Annotated in this window: 17 protein-coding genes, 1 tRNA gene and 1 pseudogene; 13 read left to right on the forward strand and 6 right to left on the reverse strand. The window is 66.8% G+C overall.

Annotated elements, in window-relative coordinates; genetic code table 11:
• A complete protein-coding gene (locus FHX82_RS19470; protein ID WP_221216166.1) occupies nt 1-1,572 on the forward strand; it encodes a class I SAM-dependent DNA methyltransferase in 1,572 nt (523 codons plus the stop codon).
• Complete coding sequence (locus FHX82_RS19475; protein WP_183176709.1) at nt 1,565-2,716, forward strand: restriction endonuclease subunit S; 1,152 nt, start codon at nt 1,565-1,567, stop codon at nt 2,714-2,716. The genes FHX82_RS19470 and FHX82_RS19475 overlap by 8 nt, the downstream gene beginning before the upstream one ends.
• Before the next feature lie 26 nt (nt 2,717-2,742).
• Here FHX82_RS19475 and FHX82_RS19480 read toward each other — a convergent pair whose 3' ends face one another.
• Complete coding sequence (locus FHX82_RS19480; protein WP_145935605.1) at nt 2,743-4,368, reverse strand: GmrSD restriction endonuclease domain-containing protein; 1,626 nt, start codon at nt 4,366-4,368, stop codon at nt 2,743-2,745.
• Nucleotides 4,369-5,039: 671 nt separating this feature from the next.
• Here FHX82_RS19480 and FHX82_RS19485 point away from each other — a divergent pair.
• Nucleotides 5,040-5,501 carry a hypothetical protein gene (locus FHX82_RS19485; RefSeq protein ID WP_145935606.1) on the forward strand — a complete coding sequence of 154 codons (462 nt, stop codon included), beginning with the start codon at nt 5,040-5,042 and terminating at the stop codon, nt 5,499-5,501.
• A gap of 295 nt (nt 5,502-5,796) precedes the next feature.
• Nucleotides 5,797-6,657 (forward strand): annotated as a pseudogene (locus FHX82_RS38020) (recombinase family protein); the annotation flags it as partial.
• A gap of 911 nt (nt 6,658-7,568) precedes the next feature.
• On the opposite strand, the gene FHX82_RS19495 reads toward FHX82_RS38020, so the two are convergent.
• Nucleotides 7,569-7,642, reverse strand: a tRNA-Leu gene (locus tag FHX82_RS19495).
• 193 nt (nt 7,643-7,835) lie between these two features.
• Here FHX82_RS19495 and FHX82_RS19500 point away from each other — a divergent pair.
• The 6 genes from FHX82_RS19500 to FHX82_RS19525 all read left to right on the forward strand — a co-directional run bounded on the left by FHX82_RS19500 (nt 7,836) and on the right by FHX82_RS19525 (nt 13,673).
• Nucleotides 7,836-8,453: an ANTAR domain-containing response regulator gene (locus FHX82_RS19500; RefSeq protein WP_145935607.1), complete on the forward strand. Its 618-nt coding sequence runs from the start codon at nt 7,836-7,838 to the stop codon at nt 8,451-8,453.
• Nucleotides 8,454-8,724: 271 nt separating this feature from the next.
• Nucleotides 8,725-9,897 carry a branched-chain amino acid ABC transporter substrate-binding protein gene (locus tag FHX82_RS19505; RefSeq protein WP_145935645.1) on the forward strand — a complete coding sequence of 391 codons (1,173 nt, stop codon included), beginning with the start codon at nt 8,725-8,727 and terminating at the stop codon, nt 9,895-9,897.
• Between the two features lie 93 nt (nt 9,898-9,990).
• The gene (locus FHX82_RS19510; protein WP_145935646.1) at nt 9,991-10,986 is read left to right on the forward strand and encodes a branched-chain amino acid ABC transporter permease; all 996 of its coding nucleotides are present in this window, start codon (nt 9,991-9,993) and stop codon (nt 10,984-10,986) included.
• Nucleotides 10,983-12,059, forward strand: coding sequence for a branched-chain amino acid ABC transporter permease (locus tag FHX82_RS19515; protein WP_145935608.1), 1,077 nt, complete (start codon nt 10,983-10,985; stop codon nt 12,057-12,059). The genes FHX82_RS19510 and FHX82_RS19515 overlap by 4 nt, the downstream gene beginning before the upstream one ends.
• Nucleotides 12,056-12,973, forward strand: coding sequence for an ABC transporter ATP-binding protein (locus tag FHX82_RS19520; protein WP_145935609.1), 918 nt, complete (start codon nt 12,056-12,058; stop codon nt 12,971-12,973). The genes FHX82_RS19515 and FHX82_RS19520 overlap by 4 nt, the downstream gene beginning before the upstream one ends.
• Nucleotides 12,960-13,673 carry an ABC transporter ATP-binding protein gene (locus tag FHX82_RS19525; protein ID WP_145935610.1) on the forward strand — a complete coding sequence of 238 codons (714 nt, stop codon included), beginning with the start codon at nt 12,960-12,962 and terminating at the stop codon, nt 13,671-13,673. Before FHX82_RS19520 ends, FHX82_RS19525 begins: the two co-directional genes overlap by 14 nt.
• A gap of 12 nt (nt 13,674-13,685) precedes the next feature.
• Here FHX82_RS19525 and FHX82_RS19530 read toward each other — a convergent pair whose 3' ends face one another.
• Nucleotides 13,686-14,114: a hotdog fold thioesterase gene (locus tag FHX82_RS19530; RefSeq protein WP_373308603.1), complete on the reverse strand. Its 429-nt coding sequence runs from the start codon at nt 14,112-14,114 to the stop codon at nt 13,686-13,688.
• Between the two features lie 50 nt (nt 14,115-14,164).
• On the opposite strand from FHX82_RS19530, the gene polA reads away from it, so the two are divergent.
• The 3 genes from polA (at nt 14,165) to FHX82_RS19545 (ending at nt 18,358) form a co-directional block, all read left to right on the forward strand.
• Complete coding sequence (polA, locus tag FHX82_RS19535; RefSeq protein ID WP_145935611.1) at nt 14,165-16,900, forward strand: DNA polymerase I; 2,736 nt, start codon at nt 14,165-14,167, stop codon at nt 16,898-16,900.
• Between the two features lie 34 nt (nt 16,901-16,934).
• On the forward strand, nt 16,935-17,513 hold the full coding sequence (locus FHX82_RS19540) for an SMI1/KNR4 family protein (protein WP_221216169.1): 579 nt from the start codon (nt 16,935-16,937) through the stop codon (nt 17,511-17,513).
• A 143-nt stretch (nt 17,514-17,656) separates the two neighbouring features.
• Nucleotides 17,657-18,358: a Rossmann-fold NAD(P)-binding domain-containing protein gene (locus FHX82_RS19545; RefSeq protein WP_229880626.1), complete on the forward strand. Its 702-nt coding sequence runs from the start codon at nt 17,657-17,659 to the stop codon at nt 18,356-18,358.
• A 189-nt stretch (nt 18,359-18,547) separates the two neighbouring features.
• Here the strand turns inward: FHX82_RS19545 and FHX82_RS19550 are convergent, their stop codons facing one another.
• From FHX82_RS19550 to FHX82_RS19560, 3 genes are read right to left on the reverse strand one after another with little or no spacing between them, the layout of a single operon-like run.
• Nucleotides 18,548-19,114: a TetR/AcrR family transcriptional regulator gene (locus FHX82_RS19550; RefSeq protein ID WP_145935613.1), complete on the reverse strand. Its 567-nt coding sequence runs from the start codon at nt 19,112-19,114 to the stop codon at nt 18,548-18,550.
• On the reverse strand, nt 19,111-20,991 hold the full coding sequence (locus FHX82_RS19555; protein WP_145935614.1) for a YhgE/Pip domain-containing protein: 1,881 nt from the start codon (nt 20,989-20,991) through the stop codon (nt 19,111-19,113). The genes FHX82_RS19550 and FHX82_RS19555 overlap by 4 nt, the downstream gene beginning before the upstream one ends.
• Nucleotides 20,988-21,605, reverse strand: a complete 618-nt coding sequence (locus FHX82_RS19560) for an ABC transporter ATP-binding protein (RefSeq protein WP_145935615.1) — start codon at nt 21,603-21,605, stop codon at nt 20,988-20,990. The genes FHX82_RS19555 and FHX82_RS19560 overlap by 4 nt, the downstream gene beginning before the upstream one ends.
• Nucleotides 21,606-21,643: the final 38 nt, after the last annotated feature.

Below are 21,643 nucleotides of genomic sequence, written 5' to 3' on the forward strand. Positions count from 1 at the left end.
GTGACCACCGAGCAGGGTGAACTGATCTCTCTACCGCCGCAGGCGCGAGGAGGGCGACGAGCATCTCGTAAGGCCCGCAACGGCCAGACCACTAGTGCGCGCCTCAGCGCGGTGATCAAGTCCGCGCGGGACCTGATGCGCACCGATGAGGGTCTCAACAGTGACTTGGAGCGTCTGCCGCAGCTCTCCTGGCTGCTCTTCCTCCGGGCGTTCGATGCGCTGGAGGCCGAGCGCGAGATCACTGAAGTGAACTATCGCCCGGCGATTGAGGCCCCATACCGATGGCGGGACTGGGCAGCCGACCCTGACTTCACTGGTGACGATCTCCTCACATTCGTCAACAGCCACCTGCCGGACGACCGAGACAAGCCCGGTCTGCTCCCGTATCTGCGCAGCCTGTCAAGCGACAAGGCCGACGACCCTCGTAACGTGCTCTCCGCCGTGTTCCAGGAGATCTACAACCGGATGCTCTCCGGCTTCCTCCTCCGTGATCTGGTCACCAAGATTGACGAGATCGACTTCACGTCGGCTGATGACATCCACACTATGGCGTACCTATACGAGTCGCTGCTCAAGGAGGTTCGTGACGCCGCTGGTGACTCGGGTGAGTTCTACACGCCGCGGCCGGTCATCCGCTTCATGGTGGAGCAGAGCTTCCTGGAACTCGGTGAAAGTATTCTTGATCCGGCGTGCGGCACTGGTGGCTTCTTGCTTGAAGCATATGAGGAGCTGGAGAAAAAAGTCCGGACAGTTGTACAACGTCGGCAACTGCACAAGAACCTCCGCGGTATCGAGAAGAAACCGCAACCTTACCTTATGTGCATGATGAACCTCGTGCTACACGGCATCGAGTCGCCTAATGTCATCCGCACCAATGCTCTCGTCAGGATGAGTGATGAGAACAACCCAGCATCTCGTGTAAATGTCGTTTTGACTAACCCGCCATTCGGTGGCGAGGAAGAAAATTCGGTCTCGCAGCGATTTGCTGAAGGGTATCGCACGAAGGAAACTGCGTGGTTGTTCCTCCAGGCGGTTATCGACAAGCTGAAGCCTGGCGGCCGATGCGCAATCGTGTTGCCGAACGGTATTCTGTTCGGCGATGGCGTAGGAATTCGCATCAAGGAAAAGCTACTGCGTGAATGCAATCTACATACAGTCGTTCGCCTACCTCAAGGCGTCTTCGCGCCGTATACGCTAATCCCTGCGAACCTCTTGTTCTTTGAAAAGTCCGGCCCAACAAAGGATGTGTGGTTTTACGAGATTCTTCCTCCCGAGGGGCGCAAAGGCTACACCAAGACAAAGCCAATGCGGTACGAAGAGTTCGCTGACTGTGCCGCATGGTGGGGTGGCAAGGACCGCGTTAGTCGTATAGAGAATGGTCGCGCGTGGCGGACGTCAGTCGCTGACCTGACGGCTAACGGTTACAACCTTGACCTGACCAACCCAACTGCTGCGGATGATCTTGCCCATCGGCCACCCCAAGAACTTCTGGCTGATCTTGTCGCCACCGAGAGGGAAGTCCTCGATCTTCTAACCGAGCTTGAGAAGAAACTGGAGGCGGGGCGTGACTAACTACCCGCGGCGGGCTCTCGGTGAAGCATTGGCGCTCGACTTGGACGAAGTTCGAGTCGATGACAATAGTACCTACAAGATTGCGGGTGTATACGGGTTCGGTCGCGGACTCTTTAAGCGAGAAGCAATTAAAGGAAATGATACTAGTTACAAGAAACTCAATCGCCTCCATGGTGGCCATATTGTAATGAGTAGGCTGAAGGCATTTGAGGGTGCCATCGCGGCGGTGCCTGATCAGTTTGAGGGCTGGTTTCTGTCGCAGGAGTTCCCGACTTTCCGCGTCGACGAATCTCAAGCTTACGTCGGATACATTCGATACATTTGCGGATGGCCAGAATTCTGGACGATGCTGAGCAGTGAGTCCAAAGGGATCGGATCTCGTCGGGAGCGTGTTAGTGCCGAACGTCTTCTGTCAATCAGGGTTCCACTCCCGAATCTAGAAGAGCAGCATCGGATCGCCGCAGAATTGGATTCTGCCTTTAGCAACCTCGATCGGGCTCACCAATTGCGATCCCAGATGCGAAGGAAATCTGCTGCATTAGTCGAAGCGCTGATGTCTACTTCCGTCGACAGTGCAGAAAACGAGGTTCGCCTGTGTGATGTTCTCCGGCTTGAGCGCCGGCCGGTCCAAGTAAACCCAAGCGGCAATTACCGTGAGATCGGAGTCAAGTCGTTCGGAAAGGGAATCTTTCACAAGGCGCCTATCTCCGGCGTCGAATTGGGCGCCAAGCGAGTATTCCACATCGAGCCAGGTGATTTGGTCTTCAGTAACGTATTCGCATGGGAGGGTGCGGTGGCCGTCGCCTCCGAGGCAGAGCGCGGCTTCATTGGTTCTCATCGGTTTATGACTTACCGCGTTAACAGTGAAATCGCGGATCGTGACTACCTCTTTCACTACTTTACTAGCAGGCTGGGACTTGAAACGATCAGGCGAGCTTCACCAGGATCGGCCGGACGTAATAGAACGCTTGGTATTGAAGCATTCGCTCGTGAAAAAGTACGCCTGCCCGATACTGAGAAGCAAAAGAATATTGGAGCCATGCTGACCGCGTTGCGAGAGAAATTGGAGTCCGCTAAAAGTGATGAGCATCTGGAGGCGTTGCGCTTGTCACTCCTGAATGCTGCGTTCACAGGCCAGTTGTGAAGCAGGTTCGAAGTAACCTGGGAATGCTAATATTTCTCTCCCATCAACTTCATCGCCCGCTGGTGGAGAGTCTTTGAGCGAGCAACCAGGAAGCCTTCGTAGTCGTCTCGCATGGCAGCGTCGAACGCCTCATCCGAGACGAGGCAGGAAGTAAGCCGCTCACGTACCACGTCCTCACCATCCGTATCGCACAGATCCTGCAAGTATCGGGACGGCACCTGGTCAGAGATCCAGATGTTGCTGATCGATGTCAGCATGATGATGTTGGCAGGAACATTCGCCTGGTCAGCGGAGACGCCTTGGCGTTTGAGGAACGCCTTCGGGAAGAAGTGGTGCCACTCTTTATCATTAGCCCATAGCAGGGCCTTACCAGGGTCAATGGCGAGGCCGGTGCGTAGGTCCATAGGACCGGCACCAGCCAGCATCAAGGCGAGCATCTTCGAGATGGCGTTGTCCGAGCGGAACGGCGTGCGCCGCCAGATATCGCTGCGGGGCAGCGCAAGCGGGGCACCAACCTCGTCCGTGGTACCGGCCGCAAACTCACGAATTGCCTCACGATCGGCCGCCATCTGCGGCGTACCCCATCCGCCGCGGAAGCGACCATCCAGGACTGAGCGCCAGAACCAGCGCCGGATCGCCGCGTACTGGACGGAGTTCGGCTTGGGAAGCCGTCCGAAGATGGTGGTCAGTACCGCGAACTGGGCGTCGTATGGAAGGGCCACCGATGTGGGGGTCTTGATCTCGGTTGTGAGGAAGTCGACGGCGTGCCGGGCTGCGTCGCCAGTTTGCCTAACGACAGCATCCAGGGCGTCCTTCTCAAGGCTGCGGAGTTGCTCGATGTTCTCCCGTGAGAAGCCGAAGCCGGCAACAGCCGAGATGGCGCGCAGGAGCACCTTAGAGTCGATCTTGCCGTAGTTCTTCTCATCGAGAACAGCGAGAATAGCGTCAATTGAGTCAAGCAGGTCGAAATCTGGGCGCCATGTCGCGGCCCGCATGAGCTCAACGATCGTGAGCGGCGTGCCGGTGCTGTTGATGCGCTCAAAAACCGGTGCAATGGCCTCGATCGGCATGTCGCCGAGAGTGACAACAGCGATTGAATAATCCTGGAACACGTTGAGGAGCCGGTCGCCTTCATCCCGCAACTCCTGACTGTCCAGCCTGCTCAACCAGCGAAAGTAGGCACTCGGGTCAGACAGCAACCGTACAGGCACCTGGTGAGGCGGCGGGTCATCCAGCGAGTTGACATGGAGAAACGACTGCTGTTCCAAGTCGTAGGCCACGTTCCATTGGCTGACGGGGTCTCCGTTTGGTCGCCAGTACAAGGCACCGCAGATGGTGGAGAGCCGCTGCTGTCCGTCCAACAAGTAGTTGACCGGGTAGCCGGGAGGCCGTGAAGCGATTGAGAGTCCCGCGATGGTCCGTTCGCTGGCCAGTTCCTGCGTGCTGCGCCAAAGCAGAATGCTGCCGATGGGATAGTTCCGCGCGACCGAGTCCAGAAGATCGAGTACCTGCTTCCGGTTCCACACGAATCCCCGCTGGAACTTCGGCAACAGGATGTCACCGTCCAGTACACGGTGCGCCAGCTTGGCGATCCGAGGAACGCTCGGCTCCGGATCACGGGCGACGGGGTCGCGTCCGAGGCTGGGCAACATGTGAGCTCCTAGGTGATCAAGTCGTGACCAGCGATTCTACTGCCGACCATGCCACAGGGGGCCGACAGAACAGCCTGTCGGGTCAAGAAAACGCACCACCACTGATGTGCAGGCCCGTCATCCCTTGGTCGTGCCCGTGCTGATGGTCACCGTGCTGGTGCCCCCAAGACCGGCCGGGCGGCGGCTACGTCTATGGCCGATGCCAGGCCACCGAATTGCGCCGCGCCGCCCTGATAAACATCGCCCCGGCCTTGTGATGCTGGCCGCCAAACAGGCCGTCCGCAACCAGGCTCGCCTGGCCACGCCGCCGACGCCACCGCTGCTCGGGCAGCCTTCGATCGAGCACCCGACCTAACGCCCTGAGCGTCCGATCGTGCTGGAAGGGCGTTACGCCGGAGGCGGCACACGCCCGCCGACCCGGTAGGGGCTGGGCCAACAGGGCGGCCGTGACTGGCGTCAACACGTTGCGCTCCGCGGCTGATCAACCGGGCCAGCGGCGGGCACTGTCCTGTGATGACGACGGGCGCCGTGGCCTGTCCAACATTCTCATGCTGAAATGATCAGAGCCAGCCGACCTCACGTTCGGAGGCAGGTCGCCACTGTGCGGCAGGTGGGGGGGCATATCGCCGAATGCCCATTGTTGGACCAGCAGCCGCAATTGCGGAATCGAAATGAACGATTCCGTTGGAAACCGCTTCACAACTGGGTTTGCGGCATCTTGGGTCAGCAGGACGTCGTCGCGGCCGGCATCGCCATGCGTCACCCGCTTTTACTATGATCTGCCGATTCTCGGTGACGAGACGATCGAGCTGGCCGTCTACAGTGCTGGCGGCCCCCGTCGATACGGAGGTTGGGATGAGCTAGCGGCTACATTGCCGACGCTAGACCGCGGATTCGACCTGATCCTCTGCGCAGAGCCGCAGCGCTTCTTTACCCGCAAGGCCGCAGTTGGACTCCGGCGCGAACAGGTTGCCGCCCAGCACGGTGGGTCGGTCGTGTTCACCGACGAGCCGTGGCTTGACCATCTGCCGCCGTTGTCGGCCAGCCGACGTGTGCTCGACCGGGTTCGGATCGCGCTCGCCGAGGAGGACTTCCTGACCGCCCGGCATCAGAGGTGGGTCGGCGATGGGTGATGGGCCACGTCGCGACGAGGTGACGGGGCGACTGGAACCCCGTCCCCGACCCGGAGATGGTCTTCGGCATCCAGACTCTCGACGGGCCGGAAGGCCAACGGCTGGCTGAACAGCAGACACGAGTCATGAGGGAGGTGATCGAATGGCTAGCCTGGAACAAATCCAGGCGTGGGCACGACAATGCGGCGTAGGACGCCCTCGCAGCCGTTACCGGGCAGACGACGGCGACGATCGCCCCGCATCCCAACCGACGATCTTGCGGTTCGCCTGGATGGCCCGAGTCTCCACAAAGGACATGCAGGACCCCACGCTGTCGCTACCGCGCCAACTGTCAAGCTGCCAACGCACGTTGCCTGACAAGGCCGTGATCGTCTGCAACTTCTACGACGTGGAATCCGGCCGCATGGACCTCGACGCCCGTGGGCGCGGGAATCTCCACGAGCTGTTCGATATTCCCATTCCCCGCGACGGCGGCATCGCTGACCTGCTGGCCGAAGCCGAACGTCCCGACCGGCGATTCGACTACGTGATCTGCGAGGGCATCGACCGCACCGCTCGGCATATGTTCTACGGGGTCACCATCGAGCACCGCCTGGAACAGGCCGGCGTGCGGCTGCTGGCCGCGGACGAGCCTTTCCAACTCGCCACCCGCGACGGGCGCAAGCCCAAGATGGCCACCCAGTTGCTCACCCGGCGGGTCAAGCAGAGCATCGCCGAGTTCTACGTGGTGGATCTGCTGGAGAAGTCCTGGGACGGCTTCGCCGAACACACCGAACAGGGCTACAACGTCGGCAAACCCTGTTATGACTACCGCGCCCGTCAGATCCCGCACCCGGTACTGGCCAAGCGCGCCAAAGGGGTCAAGAAGACCTTCCTGGAACCCGACGCGGACCAGGCGCCTGCCGTGCGGCAAGCGTTTGCGTGGCGCGTCGATGAACGACTCGGGTACCAGGCGATCGCCGATCGACTCAACCTCGACCTGGCCACCTATCCACCGCCGGTGCCGGTCTCACCGACTCGCGCGGTCGGCCGCTGGACCTACTCCAACGTGCGCGACATCCTGACCAACCCCAAGTACACCGGATACATGGTGTGGAACCGGCGCGGGCGCAAGAGCCGCGGCAACCGGATCAATCCCATTTCCGAATGGATCTGGTCCCCCTGCCCGGTCCACGAGGCGTTGATTGATCTGGAGACTTGGCTGCGCGCCCAGGACGTCAGCGGGCACCGATTCGGCTCCCGCAGTACCAGCACGCTGAATGTCAACCATCCGGACACCAAGCGGTTCTACCTGTTGCGCACCTACCTGTTCTGTGGCCAATGCGGTCGGCGCATGTCGGGCAAGGCGGTCTATTACAACTGTCAGCCCAAGAAGCTCTACCGGTTTGAAGGGCACCCGAACGGCCTGTGGGTTCGTGAAGACGGGCTGGTCGGCCAACTCAACGGTTTTCTGAGCCAGCATGTGTTCGGCACCTACCGTCGGATGCTGCTCGACAGCGAGCTGCGGCGGTTGGACGTGACTGTGCAGCAGGAACGGGAACAACGTGTGGCGGCGCTGCGCCGTAAGATCGCCGATGTCGAGACCCGCAGCAACAAGAACCTCATCCGCAGCCTGGAGTCGATGCCCGAGCCCGATCAGGACTTCTTCCGGGAACTCAACGAGCGGCGTGCCGAGCTGCGGGAGGAGAAGGCTCGGCTGGAAGCCGACCTCGGCGATGTCGAGCAGCAGATCGAGGAAGCCCCGAACGCGGACCTGCTCGACGCGCTACCCATCGGGCCGATCGAGGTCGATCAACTTCCCGAGGACATGGCCCGCCGACTGTTCGAGGCCCCGCGTCTAGAGATCCACTACGACAGGTTCACCAACCGGGCCACCTGCCGGATCACCCTGTTCGGCTCCACGATGCCCGCGATCCAACGCGCCGCCCACGACGCGGTCGTCATCCCACTTCAACGCACCAAAGAGGGCCGTCGCAGCGCGACGGCCCTCTTTGGTGACAACATGGACTCCGCCGATGGAAACAAGGAGGAAGGTGTCTACCCTTACTCCTGTTCCCATCCTCGTAGTGCCCCCGGTGAGATTCGAACTCACACTGGACGGGTTTTGAATCCGTTGCCTCTGCCAGTTGGGCTACGGGGGCGGCGCCGCCAGACTCTACCGTTCCGACCTGGACCCGAAGCACAGGGGTCGCACTGCGTGATCACCGCTTACACCGGATCGGCGGCTGACACCACGTGGTGAACACCATCTCACGTTCTGGATCGTTCCGGGTAGGCTCGGACCTGCGGTTGTACCGCACCCACCCATTCCGTCGAGCACGCAGGAGGACCCCGGTGACCGAACAGGCTGCCGAGGCCAACGGTGTCGCCACCGAGCCGCAGCGTCGGGTGCTCGTCGCCGAGGACGAGGCACTCATCAGGCTCGACCTGGTCGAGATGTTGCGCGAAGAGGGCTACCAGGTGGTCGGCGAGGCCGGCGACGGCGAGGAAGCCATCAAGCTCGCCGCCGAGCTCAAGCCCGACCTGGTGATCCTGGACGTCAAGATGCCGAAACTCGACGGCATCGAAGCGGCGTCGAAGATCACCGGCGACCGGATCGCGCCCGTCGTGATCCTGACCGCGTTCAGCCAGCGCGACCTGGTCGAGCGGGCCCGGGACGCGGGCACCATGGCCTACCTGGTCAAACCCTTCAACAAGCGGGACCTCGTGCCCGCCATCGAGCTCGCCATCAGCCGGTTCTCCGAGCTGCAGGCGCTCGAGGCCGAGGTCGCGGGCCTCACCGACCGGCTGGAGACCCGCAAGGTCATCGACCGCGCCAAGGGCCTGCTGATGACCCAGCAGGGCCTCACCGAGCCGGACGCCTTCCGGTGGATCCAGCGCACGGCGATGGACCGGCGCACCACCATGAAGGCCGTGGCACAGGCCGTAGTCGAAAGCATCGGTCAGCGCTAGCTGGTTAACCCGCTCGGATGAGCGACTCATTACTGTTCGTCACCACCCGGTTGTCCTCTTAGGGCAACCGGGTGTAAATCTTGGGGCAACTTCCCAGCGGACCGTCACGATCTGAACACAAGACGGTCTGCAGCGCTGTGCAGCGCGCCCCGAGGCGGCTACGTTTTGCGGCCAGTCAGGTTCCCGGCAATGGGGAACGGTCGCACACCTTGGCGGCCAACGGGCATTGGGAGGAAAACGAGTGTCAAGAGCACGACTCACCGGAGTCATCGTGCTGGCGGCCGCGGCGTCGCTCGCCCTGGGCTCCTGCGCGGCGCGGGATAACGGAGGCTCGTCGAGCGACACCACGGGCTCGGCGGCCGCTCCCTCGCAGGCGGCGAACGCGGCCAACCCCGCGGGCGACGGCAAGGCCGTCTGCTCGGGCGTCTCGCTGGCGTACGCGGGCACGATCAACGGCGACAGCGCCGCGCTGGGCCAGAACATCCTTCGTGGCGCCGACCTGGCCGTGAAGCAGCACAACCAGGCCAACCCGAACTGCCAGGTCACCCTCAAGCCGTTCGACACGCAGGGCAAGCCCGACCAGGCGCCCGGCATCGTCACCCAGGTCATCAACGAGGCCGACATCATCGGCGTCATCGGCCTGCCGTTCTCCGGCGAGTCGAAGGCCGCCGGCGGCCTGTTCAACCAGGCCGGCCTGGTCACCATCTCGCCGTCGGCCACCAACCCGGGCCTGGCCAACAACGGCTGGAAGACCTTCTTCCGCGGCATGGGCAACGACGCCGTGCAGGGCCCCGCCGCCGCGAAGTTCCTCACCGAGACCCTCAAGGCCAACAAGATCTGCGTCATCGAGGACGACTCGGAGTACGGCACCGGTCTCGCCGCGCAGGTCACCCAGGCGCTGGGCGCCAAGGCCACCTGCTCGGACAAGGTCAAGCAGAAGCAGACCGACTTCTCTGCCGTGGTCAACAAGCTCTCCACCGAGAGCCCGGACGCCATCTTCTACGCCGGGTACTACCAGGAAGCGGCGCCGTTCGCCCAGCAGCTCAACGACAAGGGTGTCACCGCGAAGTTCGTCGGTCCGGACGGTGTGAAGGACGACGAGTTCATCAAGGGTGCCGGTGCGGGCGCGAACAACGCCTACTTCACCTGCCCCTGTGTCCCGGCGGACAACTTCAAGGACTTCACCGCCGCCTTCAAGCAGACCGAGGGCGCCGACCCGGGCACCTACTCGCCCGAGGGCTACGACGTCACCACGATCATGCTCAAGGGCATCGACTCGGGCATCAAGGACCGTGCCGGCCTGCTGAACTACGTCAAGAACTACGACGGCCAGGGCCTCACCAAGCACTTCAAGTGGGACGCCAAGGGCGAGCTGTCCGACACGCCGGTCTGGAGCTACCGGGTGGAGAACGGCAAGATCGTCAACAACGGCCAGATCAGCTGACGCAACCGACCGACGCCGGGCATGCACGCGGCCACCGCCGCGTGCATGCCCGATCTCCGTACCCGGGAATAGAGTGAACCCTTGCACCCCGCGATGACCGCTGCCCTCGCCCAGACCGACAGCTGGATCCAGTTCGACGTCTCGGGCCTGGCGGACCAGTTCTGGAACAACACCGTCGACGGGCTCTCGCTCGGGGGGATCTACGCACTGATCGCCCTGGGCTACACGCTCGTCTACGGCGTGCTCAAGCTCATCAACTTCGCCCACTCGGAAGTGTTCGTGGTGGGCGCTTTCGCCACCTGGCTCACCTTCTACGTGCTGGGCTTCCGCGCCGGTGCCACACCGGAGCTGTCCGTCTTCGAGATCATCCTCTACCTCGCCATCGCCGGTATCGCCGCGATGGCCGTCTCCGGCGCCACCGCCGTCGCGCTCGAACGCGTCGCGTACCGCCCGCTGCGCAACCGCAACGCGCCCCGGCTGGTCTTCCTGATCACCGCCATCGGCGCGTCGTTCGCGATCCAGCAGGCGCTGAAGCTGATCTTCGGCCTCAACCAGCAGCCGCAGATCCGGCTGCTGCAGCCGCACCCGGTGTTCAAGCTCTTCGGCGCCGCCGTGACCAACGTGCAGATCGTGCTCTTCGTGGCCGCGATCCTGCTGTGGTTCGTCGCCGACCGCTTCGTCAACCGCACGCGCCTGGGCCGCGGCATCCGCGCCGTCGCGCAGGACCCCGACACCGCGACCCTCATGGGCGTGAACAAGGAACGCGTCATCGTGGTCACGTTCCTCGTCGGGGGGCTGCTCGCCGGCGCGGCGGCGCTGTTCTACATGATGCGCATCCCGCAGGGCGCCATCTACAACGGCGGGTTCCTGCTGGGTATCAAGGCGTTCGCCGCGGCCGTGCTCGGCGGCATCGGCAACCTGCGCGGCGCGCTCGTCGGCGGTTTCCTGCTGGGCCTGGTGGAGAACTACGGCCAGTCGCTGTTCGGCGGCGAGTGGAAGGACGTCGTCGCGTTCGTCGTGCTGGTGGTCGTCCTGATGTTCCGGCCCACCGGGATCCTGGGCGAGTCGCTGGGGAAGGCAAGGGTATGAACAACCTCCGCGAGCGCTGGAACGCGCTTTCCCGCCCCGCGCAGTGGGCGATCCTCGTTCCGCTGGTCGTGCTGATCTACTTCCTGCCCGTGCTCAACCCGCCGATCCTCGCGACCACGGGCACCGACTTCCCGACCGCGATGTTCGATGTCGCCCGCTACGCGCTGGTGGCGATCGGGCTCAACGTCGTGGTCGGCCAGGCCGGGCTGCTGGACCTGGGCTACGTCGGGTTCTTCGCCGTCGGCGCGTACGTCGCGGCGCTGTTCACCAGCCCGAACTCGTCGCTGCACAAGCTGCCCTACCTGTGGACGCTGCCGCTGGCGATGGTGGTCACGATGGTCTTCGGGGTCATCCTCGGCACGCCGACGCTGCGGCTGCGCGGGGACTACCTGGCGATCGTGACCCTCGGCTTCGGCGAGATCATCCGCCTGATCGCGGACAACGTGGCCCCGCTGCGCGGGCAGTCCGGGTTCCAGGCCGTGGCGACGGACAACCAGGGCACGCCGTTCTTCGGCAACGCCACCCAGTGGTACTGGCTGACCGTCACCATCATCATCGGGATCCTGTTGCTGGTGGGGAACCTCGAACGCTCCCGCGTCGGCCGGGCGTGGGTGGCCATCCGCGAGGACGAGGACGTCGCCGAGATCATGGGCGTGGCGACCTACAAGTTCAAGATCTGGGCGTTCGTCATCGGCGCCGCGATCGGCGGCCTGTCCGGCGCGCTCTACGCCGGCAAGGTCGGCTTCGTGAACAACCAGTCGTTCGACGTGGTGACCTCCATGCTGTTCCTCGCCGCGGTGGTGCTCGGCGGCGCGGGCAACAAGGTCGGCGTGATGCTGGGCGCGGTCGTCGTGGCGTACCTGCCGCTGCGGTTCGTCCAGATCGCCGAGTACAACTACCTCATCTTCGGCATCGCGCTGATCGTCCTGATGATCTTCCGCCCGCAGGGCCTGCTCGGCGCCCGCCAGCGGCTGCTGGCCAAGGGCCGCCAGGCCTACCAGCGGCTCATCGGCAGGCCGGAGCAGCTCAGCGGTGACAGCGCGCTGGCGAGCGAGCCGGGAGGTACCCGATGACCGAGCCGAACGAGCAGACCACGGAGCTGGGCGGCCTCGTCGCGGAGGTCGCCCGGATGAGCGCCGCCGAGCGCGCCGAGCACGAGGCGGAGGTCGCCGAGGCCGTCGCGCCGGACCGCGACATGCAGGTCGAGGTCGGGCAGACGCTGCTGCAGCTCGACGACGTCACACTGAAGTTCGGCGGCCTGACCGCGCTCGACTCGGTCTCCTTCGGTATCCGCCGCGGCGAGATCCTCGGCCTGATCGGGCCGAACGGCGCGGGCAAGACCACATGCTTCAACGTGATGACCGGCGTCTACCGGCCCACCTCGGGCCGGGTGCTGCTGGAGGACAAGCCGCTGGGCAAGTCGTCCCGGCACCGCATCACCCAGCTGGGCATCGCCCGCACGTTCCAGAACATCCGCCTGTTCGATGAGATGACGGCGCTGGAGAACGTCGTCGTCGGCGCCGACGCGCGGGCGAAGACGAGCGTGCTCGGTGCCCTGCTGCGGCTGCCGCGCCACCACCACGAGGAGCGGCAGTCGGTCGAGCGGGCCATGGCGCTGCTGGAGTTCGTCGGGATCGCCGACCGCGCCGCGGACAAGGCGAAGAACCTCCCGTACGGCTACCAGCGGCGGCTGGAGATCGCCCGCGCGCTGGCGACCGAGCCGAAGCTGCTGTGCCTCGACGAGCCCGCGGCGGGCTTCAACCCGGCCGAGAAGGAGGAGCTGATGGAGCTGATCCGGCGGATCCGCTCCGACGGCTACACCGTCCTGCTCATCGAGCACGACATGAAACTCGTCATGGGCGTGACCGACCGGATCGTCGTCCTCGAGTTCGGGAAGAAGATCGCCGAAGGACTGCCGGCGCAGATCCGGGAGAACCCCGCGGTCATCGCCGCCTACCTGGGAGTGCCTGACGATGACGCTGCTTGAGCTGTCCGGGGTCTCGGTGCACTACGGCCGCATCCAGGCCGTGTCCGAGCTGTCCATCACGGTGGGGGAGGGCGAGATCGTGGCCCTCATCGGCGCGAACGGCGCCGGCAAGTCCACCACCATGCGCGCGATCTCCGGCATCCGACCGCTGTCGGCCGGCTCGATCACGTTCGCGGGTGAGGACATCACGAAGCTGCGCGCGGACCTGCGGGTCGTGCGCGGCATCTCCCAGGTGCCCGAGGGCCGCGGCGTGTTCCCGGGCATGACGGTCGCCGAGAACCTCGACATGGGCGCCTACGCCCGCAAGGACCGCAAGAACCTGCAGCCGGACCTGGACCGGGTCTTCGACCTGTTCCCGCGGCTGAAGGAGCGGCGCACCCAGCCCGGCGGCACCCTGTCGGGTGGTGAGCAGCAGATGCTCGCGATCGGCCGCGCGCTGATGGCGAAGCCGAAGCTGCTGCTGCTGGACGAGCCGTCGATGGGGCTCGCGCCGCAGTTCATCGCGCAGATCTTCCGGATCGTCACGGAGATCAACCAGCAGGGCACGACGGTGCTGCTGGTCGAGCAGAACGCGCAGCAGGCGCTCTCGCGGGCGCACCGCGCGTACGTGCTGGAGACCGGCCGGATCACCCGGCAGGGCACCGGCCGCGAGCTGCTGGCCGACAGCAGTGTGAAGGAGGCGTACCTCGGCGTCGCCTGACGGCGGCCGGGGTCATCCCTTCGGGTAGTCCCGGACGATGCAGCTGAGCCGGGCGGTGCACGTGCGCCGCCCGGCTTCGTCCGTCAGCACGATCTCCGTGGTGATCGTGGTGCGCCCGACGTGCAGCGGCACGGCGGTGCCCGTGACCACCCCTTCGCTCACCCCGCGGTGGTGCGTGCAGGAGAGCTCGAAGCCCACGGTCATCTTGTCGCTGCCGGCGTTGAGCGCGGCGACCGTGCTGCCCAGCGCCTCCGCGAGCACTGCGTTGGCGCCACCGTGCAGCAGCCCGTACGGCTGGCGGTTGCCGTCGACCGGCATGGTGCCGACCACCCGCTCGGGGCTCACCTCGGCGAGGCTGATCCCCAGCTTGTCGTTGAGCTGCTGGCTGGGGTCGAGGCCCGCCATCCGCTCACGGAAGTCCTCCGACAGGTGTTCGGTCACGCACGGCTCCTCAATCGAGACTGTCAGACCCTCACCCTAGACTCGCTCCCGTGAGCCCCAGTCAGAACCGATCCGTAGCGAACGCCACAGCGACACTGCCCCGCTCCGAGCGGCCGCGGCTGTTGCTGATCGACGGCCACTCCATGGCCTACCGGGCGTTCTTCGCCCTGCCCGCGGAGAACTTCAAGACCAAGACGGGGCAGGTCACCAACGCCGTCTTCGGGTTCACCTCCATGCTCATCAACCTGCTGCGCGACGAGCAGCCCACCCACCTCGCGGTGGCGTTCGACGTGTCGCGGCAGACGTTCCGCTCGGAGACGTACGCGGAGTACAAGGCCGGCCGCTCGGCCACCCCCGACGACTTCAAGGGCCAGGTCGACCTCGTCAAGGAGGTGCTCGGGGTGCTGGGCATCCCGGTGCTGGCCAAGGAGGGCTTCGAGGCCGACGACATCATCGCCACCCTCACCACGCAGGCCGTGGGCGAGAACTTCGACGTGCTCATCTGCACCGGTGACCGGGACGCGCTGCAGCTGGTCAGCGAGTTCGTCACGGTGCTCTACCCGCGCAAGGGCGTGTCCGACCTGGTGCGCTACGACCCGGCGGGCGTCAACGACAAGTACGGCCTGACCCCCGAGCAGTACCCGGACTTCGCGGCGCTGCGCGGCGACCCGTCGGACAACCTGCCCGGCATCCCCGGCGTCGGCGAGAAGACCGCCACCAAGTGGATCCAGCAGTTCGGCTCGCTGGGCACGCTGATCGACCGGGTCGACGAGGTGAAGGGCAAGGTCGGCGACGCGCTGCGGGCGCACCTGGACTCGGTGATGCTCAACCGGCGCCTCACCGAGCTGGTGCGGGACGTGCCGCTGGACGCCACGCCGGAGGAGCTGGCGCTGCGGCCGTGGGACCGCGACGCGGTGCACCGGCTGTTCGACGAGCTGGAGTTCCGGGTGCTGCGCGACAGGCTGTTCGCCACGCTGCAGAGCGCCGAGCCGGAGGCGGAGCAGGGCTTCGAGGTGGCCGGTGAGGCGGTGCCGACGGGCGCACTGGCCGCCTGGCTCGAAGAGCACGTCGAGGCGGGCAAGCCGGTCGGGATGTCCTTCCGCACCACCGGCGCCTCGGTGGCCGCCGACGCGCAGTCGCTCACGCTCGCCGCGCCGGACGGACAGGGCGCGTACATCGACCTGTCCACTTTGGACGAGTCGGACGAGAAGGCGCTCGCCGCCTGGCTGGCGGACCCGGAGATGCTCAAGGCGGGCCACTCGCTCAAGGTCCCGCTGCACGCGGTGCTCGCCCGCGGCTGGCGCTTCGCCGGGCTGCACCTGGACACCGAGCTGGCGGCGTACCTCGTGCGCCCGGGTCAGCGCTCCTTCGAGCTCGACGACCTCGTGCTGCGGTACCTGCAGCGCGAGCTGCGCTCGGAGGACGGCGACGACGACGGGCAGCTGTCGCTGCTCGACTCCGACGACGGCGACCAGAAGGTGGTGCAGGCGGAGCTGGTGCGCGCCCGCGCGGTCGCCGAGCTGGCCGAGGCGCTGGTGGAGGAGCTGGGCAAGATCGGCGGCCGGGAGCTGCTGCAGCGGATCGAGCTGCCGCTGCTGGAGGTCATCACCGAGCTGGAGGCCGCGGGCATCGCGGTCGACCTCGACCAGCTGACCGAGCTGGAGTCGCACTACGCGAGCCGCGTGCGCCAGGCCGAGGCCGACGCGTTCCGGGTCATCGGCAAGCAGATCAACCTCGGTTCGCCGAAGCAGCTGCAGGTCGTGCTGTTCGACGAGCTGGCGATGCCGAAGACCAAGCGCACCAAGACCGGCTACACCACCGACGCCGACGCGCTGCAGACGTTGTTCGAGAAGACCGAGCACCCGTTCCTGCAGCACCTCCTGGAGCACCGCGACGCCACCCGGCTGCGCGTCACCGTCGAGGGGCTGATCAAGTCGATCGCCGACGACGGGCGCATCCACACCACGCTGCACCAGACCATCGCGGCCACCGGACGACTGTCCTCTGTGGACCCGAACCTGCAGAACATCCCGATCCGCACCGACGAGGGCCGCCGCATCCGCGACGCCTTCGTCGTCGGCCCGGAGTACGCGGAGCTGATGACCGCGGACTACAGCCAGATCGAGATGCGGATCATGGCCCACCTGTCCGAGGACGCGGCACTGATCGAGGCGTTCCAGTCGGGCTTCGACTTCCACGCCGCCACCGCCGCGCGTGTGTTCGGCGTGGAGCCCACGGAGGTCACCGGCGCGCAGCGGGCCAAGATCAAGGCGATGAACTACGGGCTCGCGTACGGCCTGTCCGCGTACGGGCTGTCCAACCAGCTGCGCATCTCCACCGAGGAGGCGCGCGGGCTGATGGACGACTACTTCGAGCGCTTCGGCGGGGTGCGCGACTACCTGCGCGACATCGTGGTGCAGGCGGCCAAGAGCGGCTACACCGAGACGATCTTCGGCCGCCGCCGCTACCTGCCCGACCTCAACAGCGACAACCGCCAGCGCCGCGAGATGGCCGAGCGGATGGCGCTCAACGCCCCGATCCAGGGCAGCGCCGCCGACATCATCAAGGTCGCGATGCTGAACGTGCAGCGCGCCCTCAAGGAGTCGGAGCTGCGCAGCCGCCTGCTGCTGCAGGTGCACGACGAACTGGTGCTGGAGGTCGCCGACGGCGAGCACGCCGCGGTGGAAGCGTTGGTGCGCAAGGAGATGGGCGCGGCGTACGAGCTGGCGGTGCCGCTGGAGGTCTCCGTCGGCTTCGGCCGCTCCTGGAACGATGCCGCGCACTGACGACGCCGAGCCGGTCGACCCGAGGAGTGTGAACGTGGACCTTCGTCCCTTCAGTGTCACCGAGTGGCGCGAGTTCCTGCGTGACTACAGTGCGAAGTTCCTGGACGACTCGAGTCTGTTGCGCGTGATCGAGAAGAACGGGGCCGGGGAGTTCGTCAGGAGCCATGTCCACCGTGAGGGGTGGATCGGCTACGAGCCGGCCGGCGAGGACGCCGTCGCGGCCGCCGAGGAGCGGCTCGGCGTCCGGCTGCCGCCGACGTACCGGAACTTCCTGCTGGCCAGCAACGGCTTTTGCTATGCAGGCCATGTCGACCTGCTCACCGTGGACGAGATCGGGTGGCTTCCCGACCGCGACCCGGATCTCGTGGAAGCCTGGACCTTCGCCCTCGACGACCCCGAGCGTGAGCTGATCGAGCGGAGCTTGTTGGTCGCACGGGATGACGGCGGTCCCGGCGTCTGCTGGCTGCTGCATCCGGGCGAAGCGGCGGAGGACGGTGAGTGGGCCGCGTACGAGTGGTTCACCGGCGATGGCAGCAGTCCTGATGACGATCGCTACGACAACTTCGGTGCGCTGCTGTTGCACGCGACCCGGCTGTTGGACCGGTTGGCGTGAGCAGGTGAATGGTTCTTCGGTCTCACCGAGCGTCACGAGTTCGGCGGACGTGAGAACTGCGAGTGACGGGAAGGGAGCGGGTTTCGCGTAAAGGGCCCGTATGGGGTCCTGCGATCGGAGTAGTGCCGGGTTAGCGTGGTGTCATGACGGGCAGGAGAGCGCTCATCCTGGCGGGTACCGGCATGCTGACGGAGGTCGCGGAGACGCTGGTCCGGGACGGCTGGCACGTGGTGCTGCCGTGCCGGCGCTACAGGCCCCTCGCGGTGCCGGAACAGCGGACACCGGGAGTGGCGGCGCTCAAGTCCCTGCGCCCGCGCGGCCACCTGCCGAACGGCGGCATCCCGGCCGGTGGGCCCGCGGGGCGGGCGGGCGCCGGCGGCGGTGGTGTCGACCGATTCGCGGGGCGGGGGAGTACCAGGGCTCTGGCCGGTGGCTTCGACCGGTCGGCCGGGCGGGCGCTGTGGGTCGAGGCGGAGTGGACCCGCCCGCGGGACCTGGCGGCGAAGGCCGGCGCGGCGCTCGGCGGGCCCGCGGATCTGGTGGTGGCGTGGGTGCACGAGCAGTACCGGCGGTCGGTGCTGGGCGCGTGCGAGCCCCTGCTGGCGCCGCTGGCCCCGGCCGTGGAGGTGCGGACGATCGGCGGCCCGCCGGAGGAGCCGGAACCGCTGCTCACGGCCCACCCGACGCAGCTCGTGCTGGTCGGAACGCTGTCCGAGCTGCACGACAACCGCCCGCTGTCGCACACCGAGCTGACCGAGGCCGTCCTGCACGCGGTGACCCGCGCCGTGGAGGGCCGGTCCGCCTCGCTGCACCAGGTCGGCCAGTCCCGCCCGCTCGTGCACTGAGCCGAGCGAAAGCCACCGCCGCGCTTGCTGGTGCACCGAGCCACCCGAAGCCCGTTCCGCGGCCCGGCGTCATGAACTACCGCGCCGGGGCAGCCGCTTCACGAGGCGCGCCTCCGCGGCCGCGTCACCCGCCCTCTCCGGGCGGCTGCCGCCTCAGCGAACGCACCCCCGGGCAGGCCCACCACCACCTCAACGCGCCAGACCACGCAGCAGGAGCAGCACCGAGTCCCGCACCTCGGCGCGGCTGCGGTGCGGCTGGAACACCTGCCAGTCCAGCGCCACGACCAGCAGCGTGCCGAACAGGCCCGCCGCCGCGGTGGGCACCTGCACGCCCTCCGGGAGGCGGCCCGCGTCGGCCACGCGCTGCAGCTGGTCCTTGACGATCGAGACGATCTGCTCGCGCAGCAGCCCCAGCGTCTCGTGCCACTGGCCCGGCGTCCGCCACATCTCGCTCACCAGGATCTGCGCGAAACCCCGGTACTCGGCGGCGAACGCGAGCCCGGTGTCCACAAGGGACTCCAGCCCCGTCACGGGATCGGGCTCGTCCGCGTGCGCGCGCAGCCGCTCGGCCAGCTGCCCCAGCCCGTAGCGCAGCAGGGCGTCGATCAGCCCGTCCTTGCTGCCGAAGTTGTAGTACACCGTGCCCTTCGCGACCCCGGCCTCGGCGGCGATGTCGTCCACCGTCAGCCCGGCCAGCCCGCGGTCGCTCGCGAGCTTCAGGGTGGCCTCGAACAGGCGTTGCTTGCTGGTGCTCACAGAACCAACTCCGGGTGCAGCTTCGACACCGTCCACACGCGCTGCCTGCGCGCGGCGAGCGTGGAGATCACGATCGCGGCCACCAGCCAAGCACACAGCACCCCGATGTCGAGCAGGTTCTGCAGCGACGCCCCGGTGTAGAGCAGGTGCCGCAGCCCGTCGACGACGTACCCCATGGGCAGCACCACGTGCAGCGGGTACAGCGCGGCAGGCAGCGTCTGCCACGGGAACGTCCCACCCGCGCTGACCAGCTGCAGCACCAGCAGCACCAGCCCGAGGAACTTCCCGACCGCGCCGAACATCGCGTTCAGCGCGTGCACGATCGCCGTGAACGTCAGCGACGCCAGCACCGCGAACCCGATCGCGGCCAGCGGGTGCGCCACGTGGATGCCCACCAGCCACGTCACCGCCCCGAACAGCACCAGCACCTGCGCCACCCCCAGCACCGCCGACGCCAGCCAGCCGCCGACCGCGACCCGCAGCGGCGCGACCCCGGCGGCGAGCGCCCGCGCCGACAACGGTCGCAGCAGCAGGAACAGCACGAACGCGCCGATCCACGTCGCCAGCGAGATGAAGAACGGCGCCAGCCCGGCCCCGTACGTGCCCGCCGACGCGACCCCGGCCGAGTCGACGGCCACCGGGTCGGCGATCGTGTCGGCGGTCGCCGTGCGGGCCGGGTCGCTGGGGTTCGGAATCTGCTTCAACCCCTCGTTGAGCCCGTCCCGCAGCTGGTTCGCGCCCGTGGACAGCTGCCGCGTGCCGTCGAGTGCGGTCTTCTCGCCGTCGTCCAGCTTCGCGGCGCCGGTGGACAGCGTGTTCGCCCCGTCCGCGGCCTGCGAGATCCCATCCGTCAGCTGGGGTGCGGACGCGGCCAGCGCGGCGGCGCCCGCGGCGACCTGCCGCGAGCCGTCGGCGAGGCGGCCGAGCTGGTTCGACGCGTCCTGCACCTTGGCGTTCGCGTCGTCGACGGGGGAACGCAGGTCGTGCAGCACCGACAGCACCTGCTGGACCTGCGCCTCCGGCACGCCGCTGCCGCGCAGCCGCTGCGCGAGCCGGTCGTCGACGTTGTCCAGCTCGTGCTGCAGGTCCGCCGACCCGCTCGCCAGGGTCGCGCCGACGGCGGCGACCTGCGCGTTCCCGGCGGACACCTGCGCCGCGCCGTCCGCGAGCTGCTGCGTCTTCGCCGGCAGTGCCGCCGTGCTGCTGCGCAACGTGTTCAGCCCGGCCGAGAGCTGCGTGCTGCCCGTGGCCAGCTGCCCGGCCCCGTCGGCCAGTTGCTGCTGCCCGCCGAGCAGCTGGTTCGCGCCGTCGGCGAGCTGCGTGGCGCCGTTCGCGGCCTCCTGCGTCTTGCCGTAGATCGTGGAGAAGCCCATGAGGAACCGGTTCGCCGCCTCGGCACCGACCTTCTCCGCGATCGTGCCGCGGATCTGCTCGGCGACCTGGTCGGCGATCGTGTGGGACAGGTAGTTGTTGGCGTCGTTGGTGGTCAGCCGGATCGTCGCCTGCTCCGGCGTGAAGTTGCCGGAGGACAGCAGCGCCGCCGAGAAGTTCGCGGGAATCGTGATGGCGAAGGAGTACCGGCCGTCGCGCACGCCCTGCTGCGCCTCGTCCCCGGACGTCTCGTGCCAGCCGAAGGTGCCGGACTTCACCACCTCGCCGGTCACCTCCCGCCCGACGTTGCGGTTCTGCGCCCCGGTGTCCTCGTTGACGATCGCGGCGGGCAGCTTGCTCAGCCTGCCGTAGGGGTCGTAGTTGGCGTACAGGTAGAACGACGCGTACAGCAGGGGAACCAGGACGAGCGCGGCCATGGCGAGCTTCGGCAGCTTGCCCGCGGTGAGCCGGCGCAGCTCGTTGGCGGCGATCCGGAAGCTGGTCACGAGGGGTCTCCGATCCGGGCGGGGGTGGCCGGCAGCGCGGCCGGGGGAGTGGTGGCCGTCAGCACCACGACGGCGAGGCCGCGGTCGGCCTGGGCGCGGGCGGTGGCCACCCAGCTGTCCACGTCGCTGGTGTGCCGGTCCGGCGTGTCGAGCACGAGCAGGCGCACGCCCTCGCGGCCCGCGGCGAGCTCGGTCAGCAGGCGGGTGCGGACGGGCGCCTCGACGTTCTCGAACCGCACGTTCGCCAGCCCCGCCACGTCGTGCTCGGCGAGCCAGCGCGCGACGTCGTCCTTGCCGGCGGGGCGCCCGCCCAGCGCGAGCTCCTCACCGACGACGACACGCAGCGGCAGCGCGTCCTCCGGCTCGCTGACGCCGGGCGCGTCGACCACGGCGGAGCACTGCCGCAGCTTCGCCGCGTCGGCCGCACCGTCGACCGTCACCGTGCCGGTGGCGGGCTTGAGCCGCCCGGTCAGCGCGAGGCCGAAGGCGGTCACGCCGGGCCCGGGCTCCCCGTGCACGAACTCCAGGCCGCCCTCTTCGACCTTCACCGAGGTCGGGGGCAGCACGGGACCGTGGGGTCCGGCGACGGTCACGCTGTCCGCGCACACCTGCACGAGCACACCTCTTCGATTTGAACTGACTGGTCAGTTCA

Origin of the sequence: Amycolatopsis bartoniae (assembly GCF_014191255.1) — a bacterium.
In the GTDB taxonomy this organism is placed as follows: Bacteria; Actinomycetota; Actinomycetes; order Mycobacteriales; family Pseudonocardiaceae; genus Amycolatopsis_E; species Amycolatopsis_E bartoniae.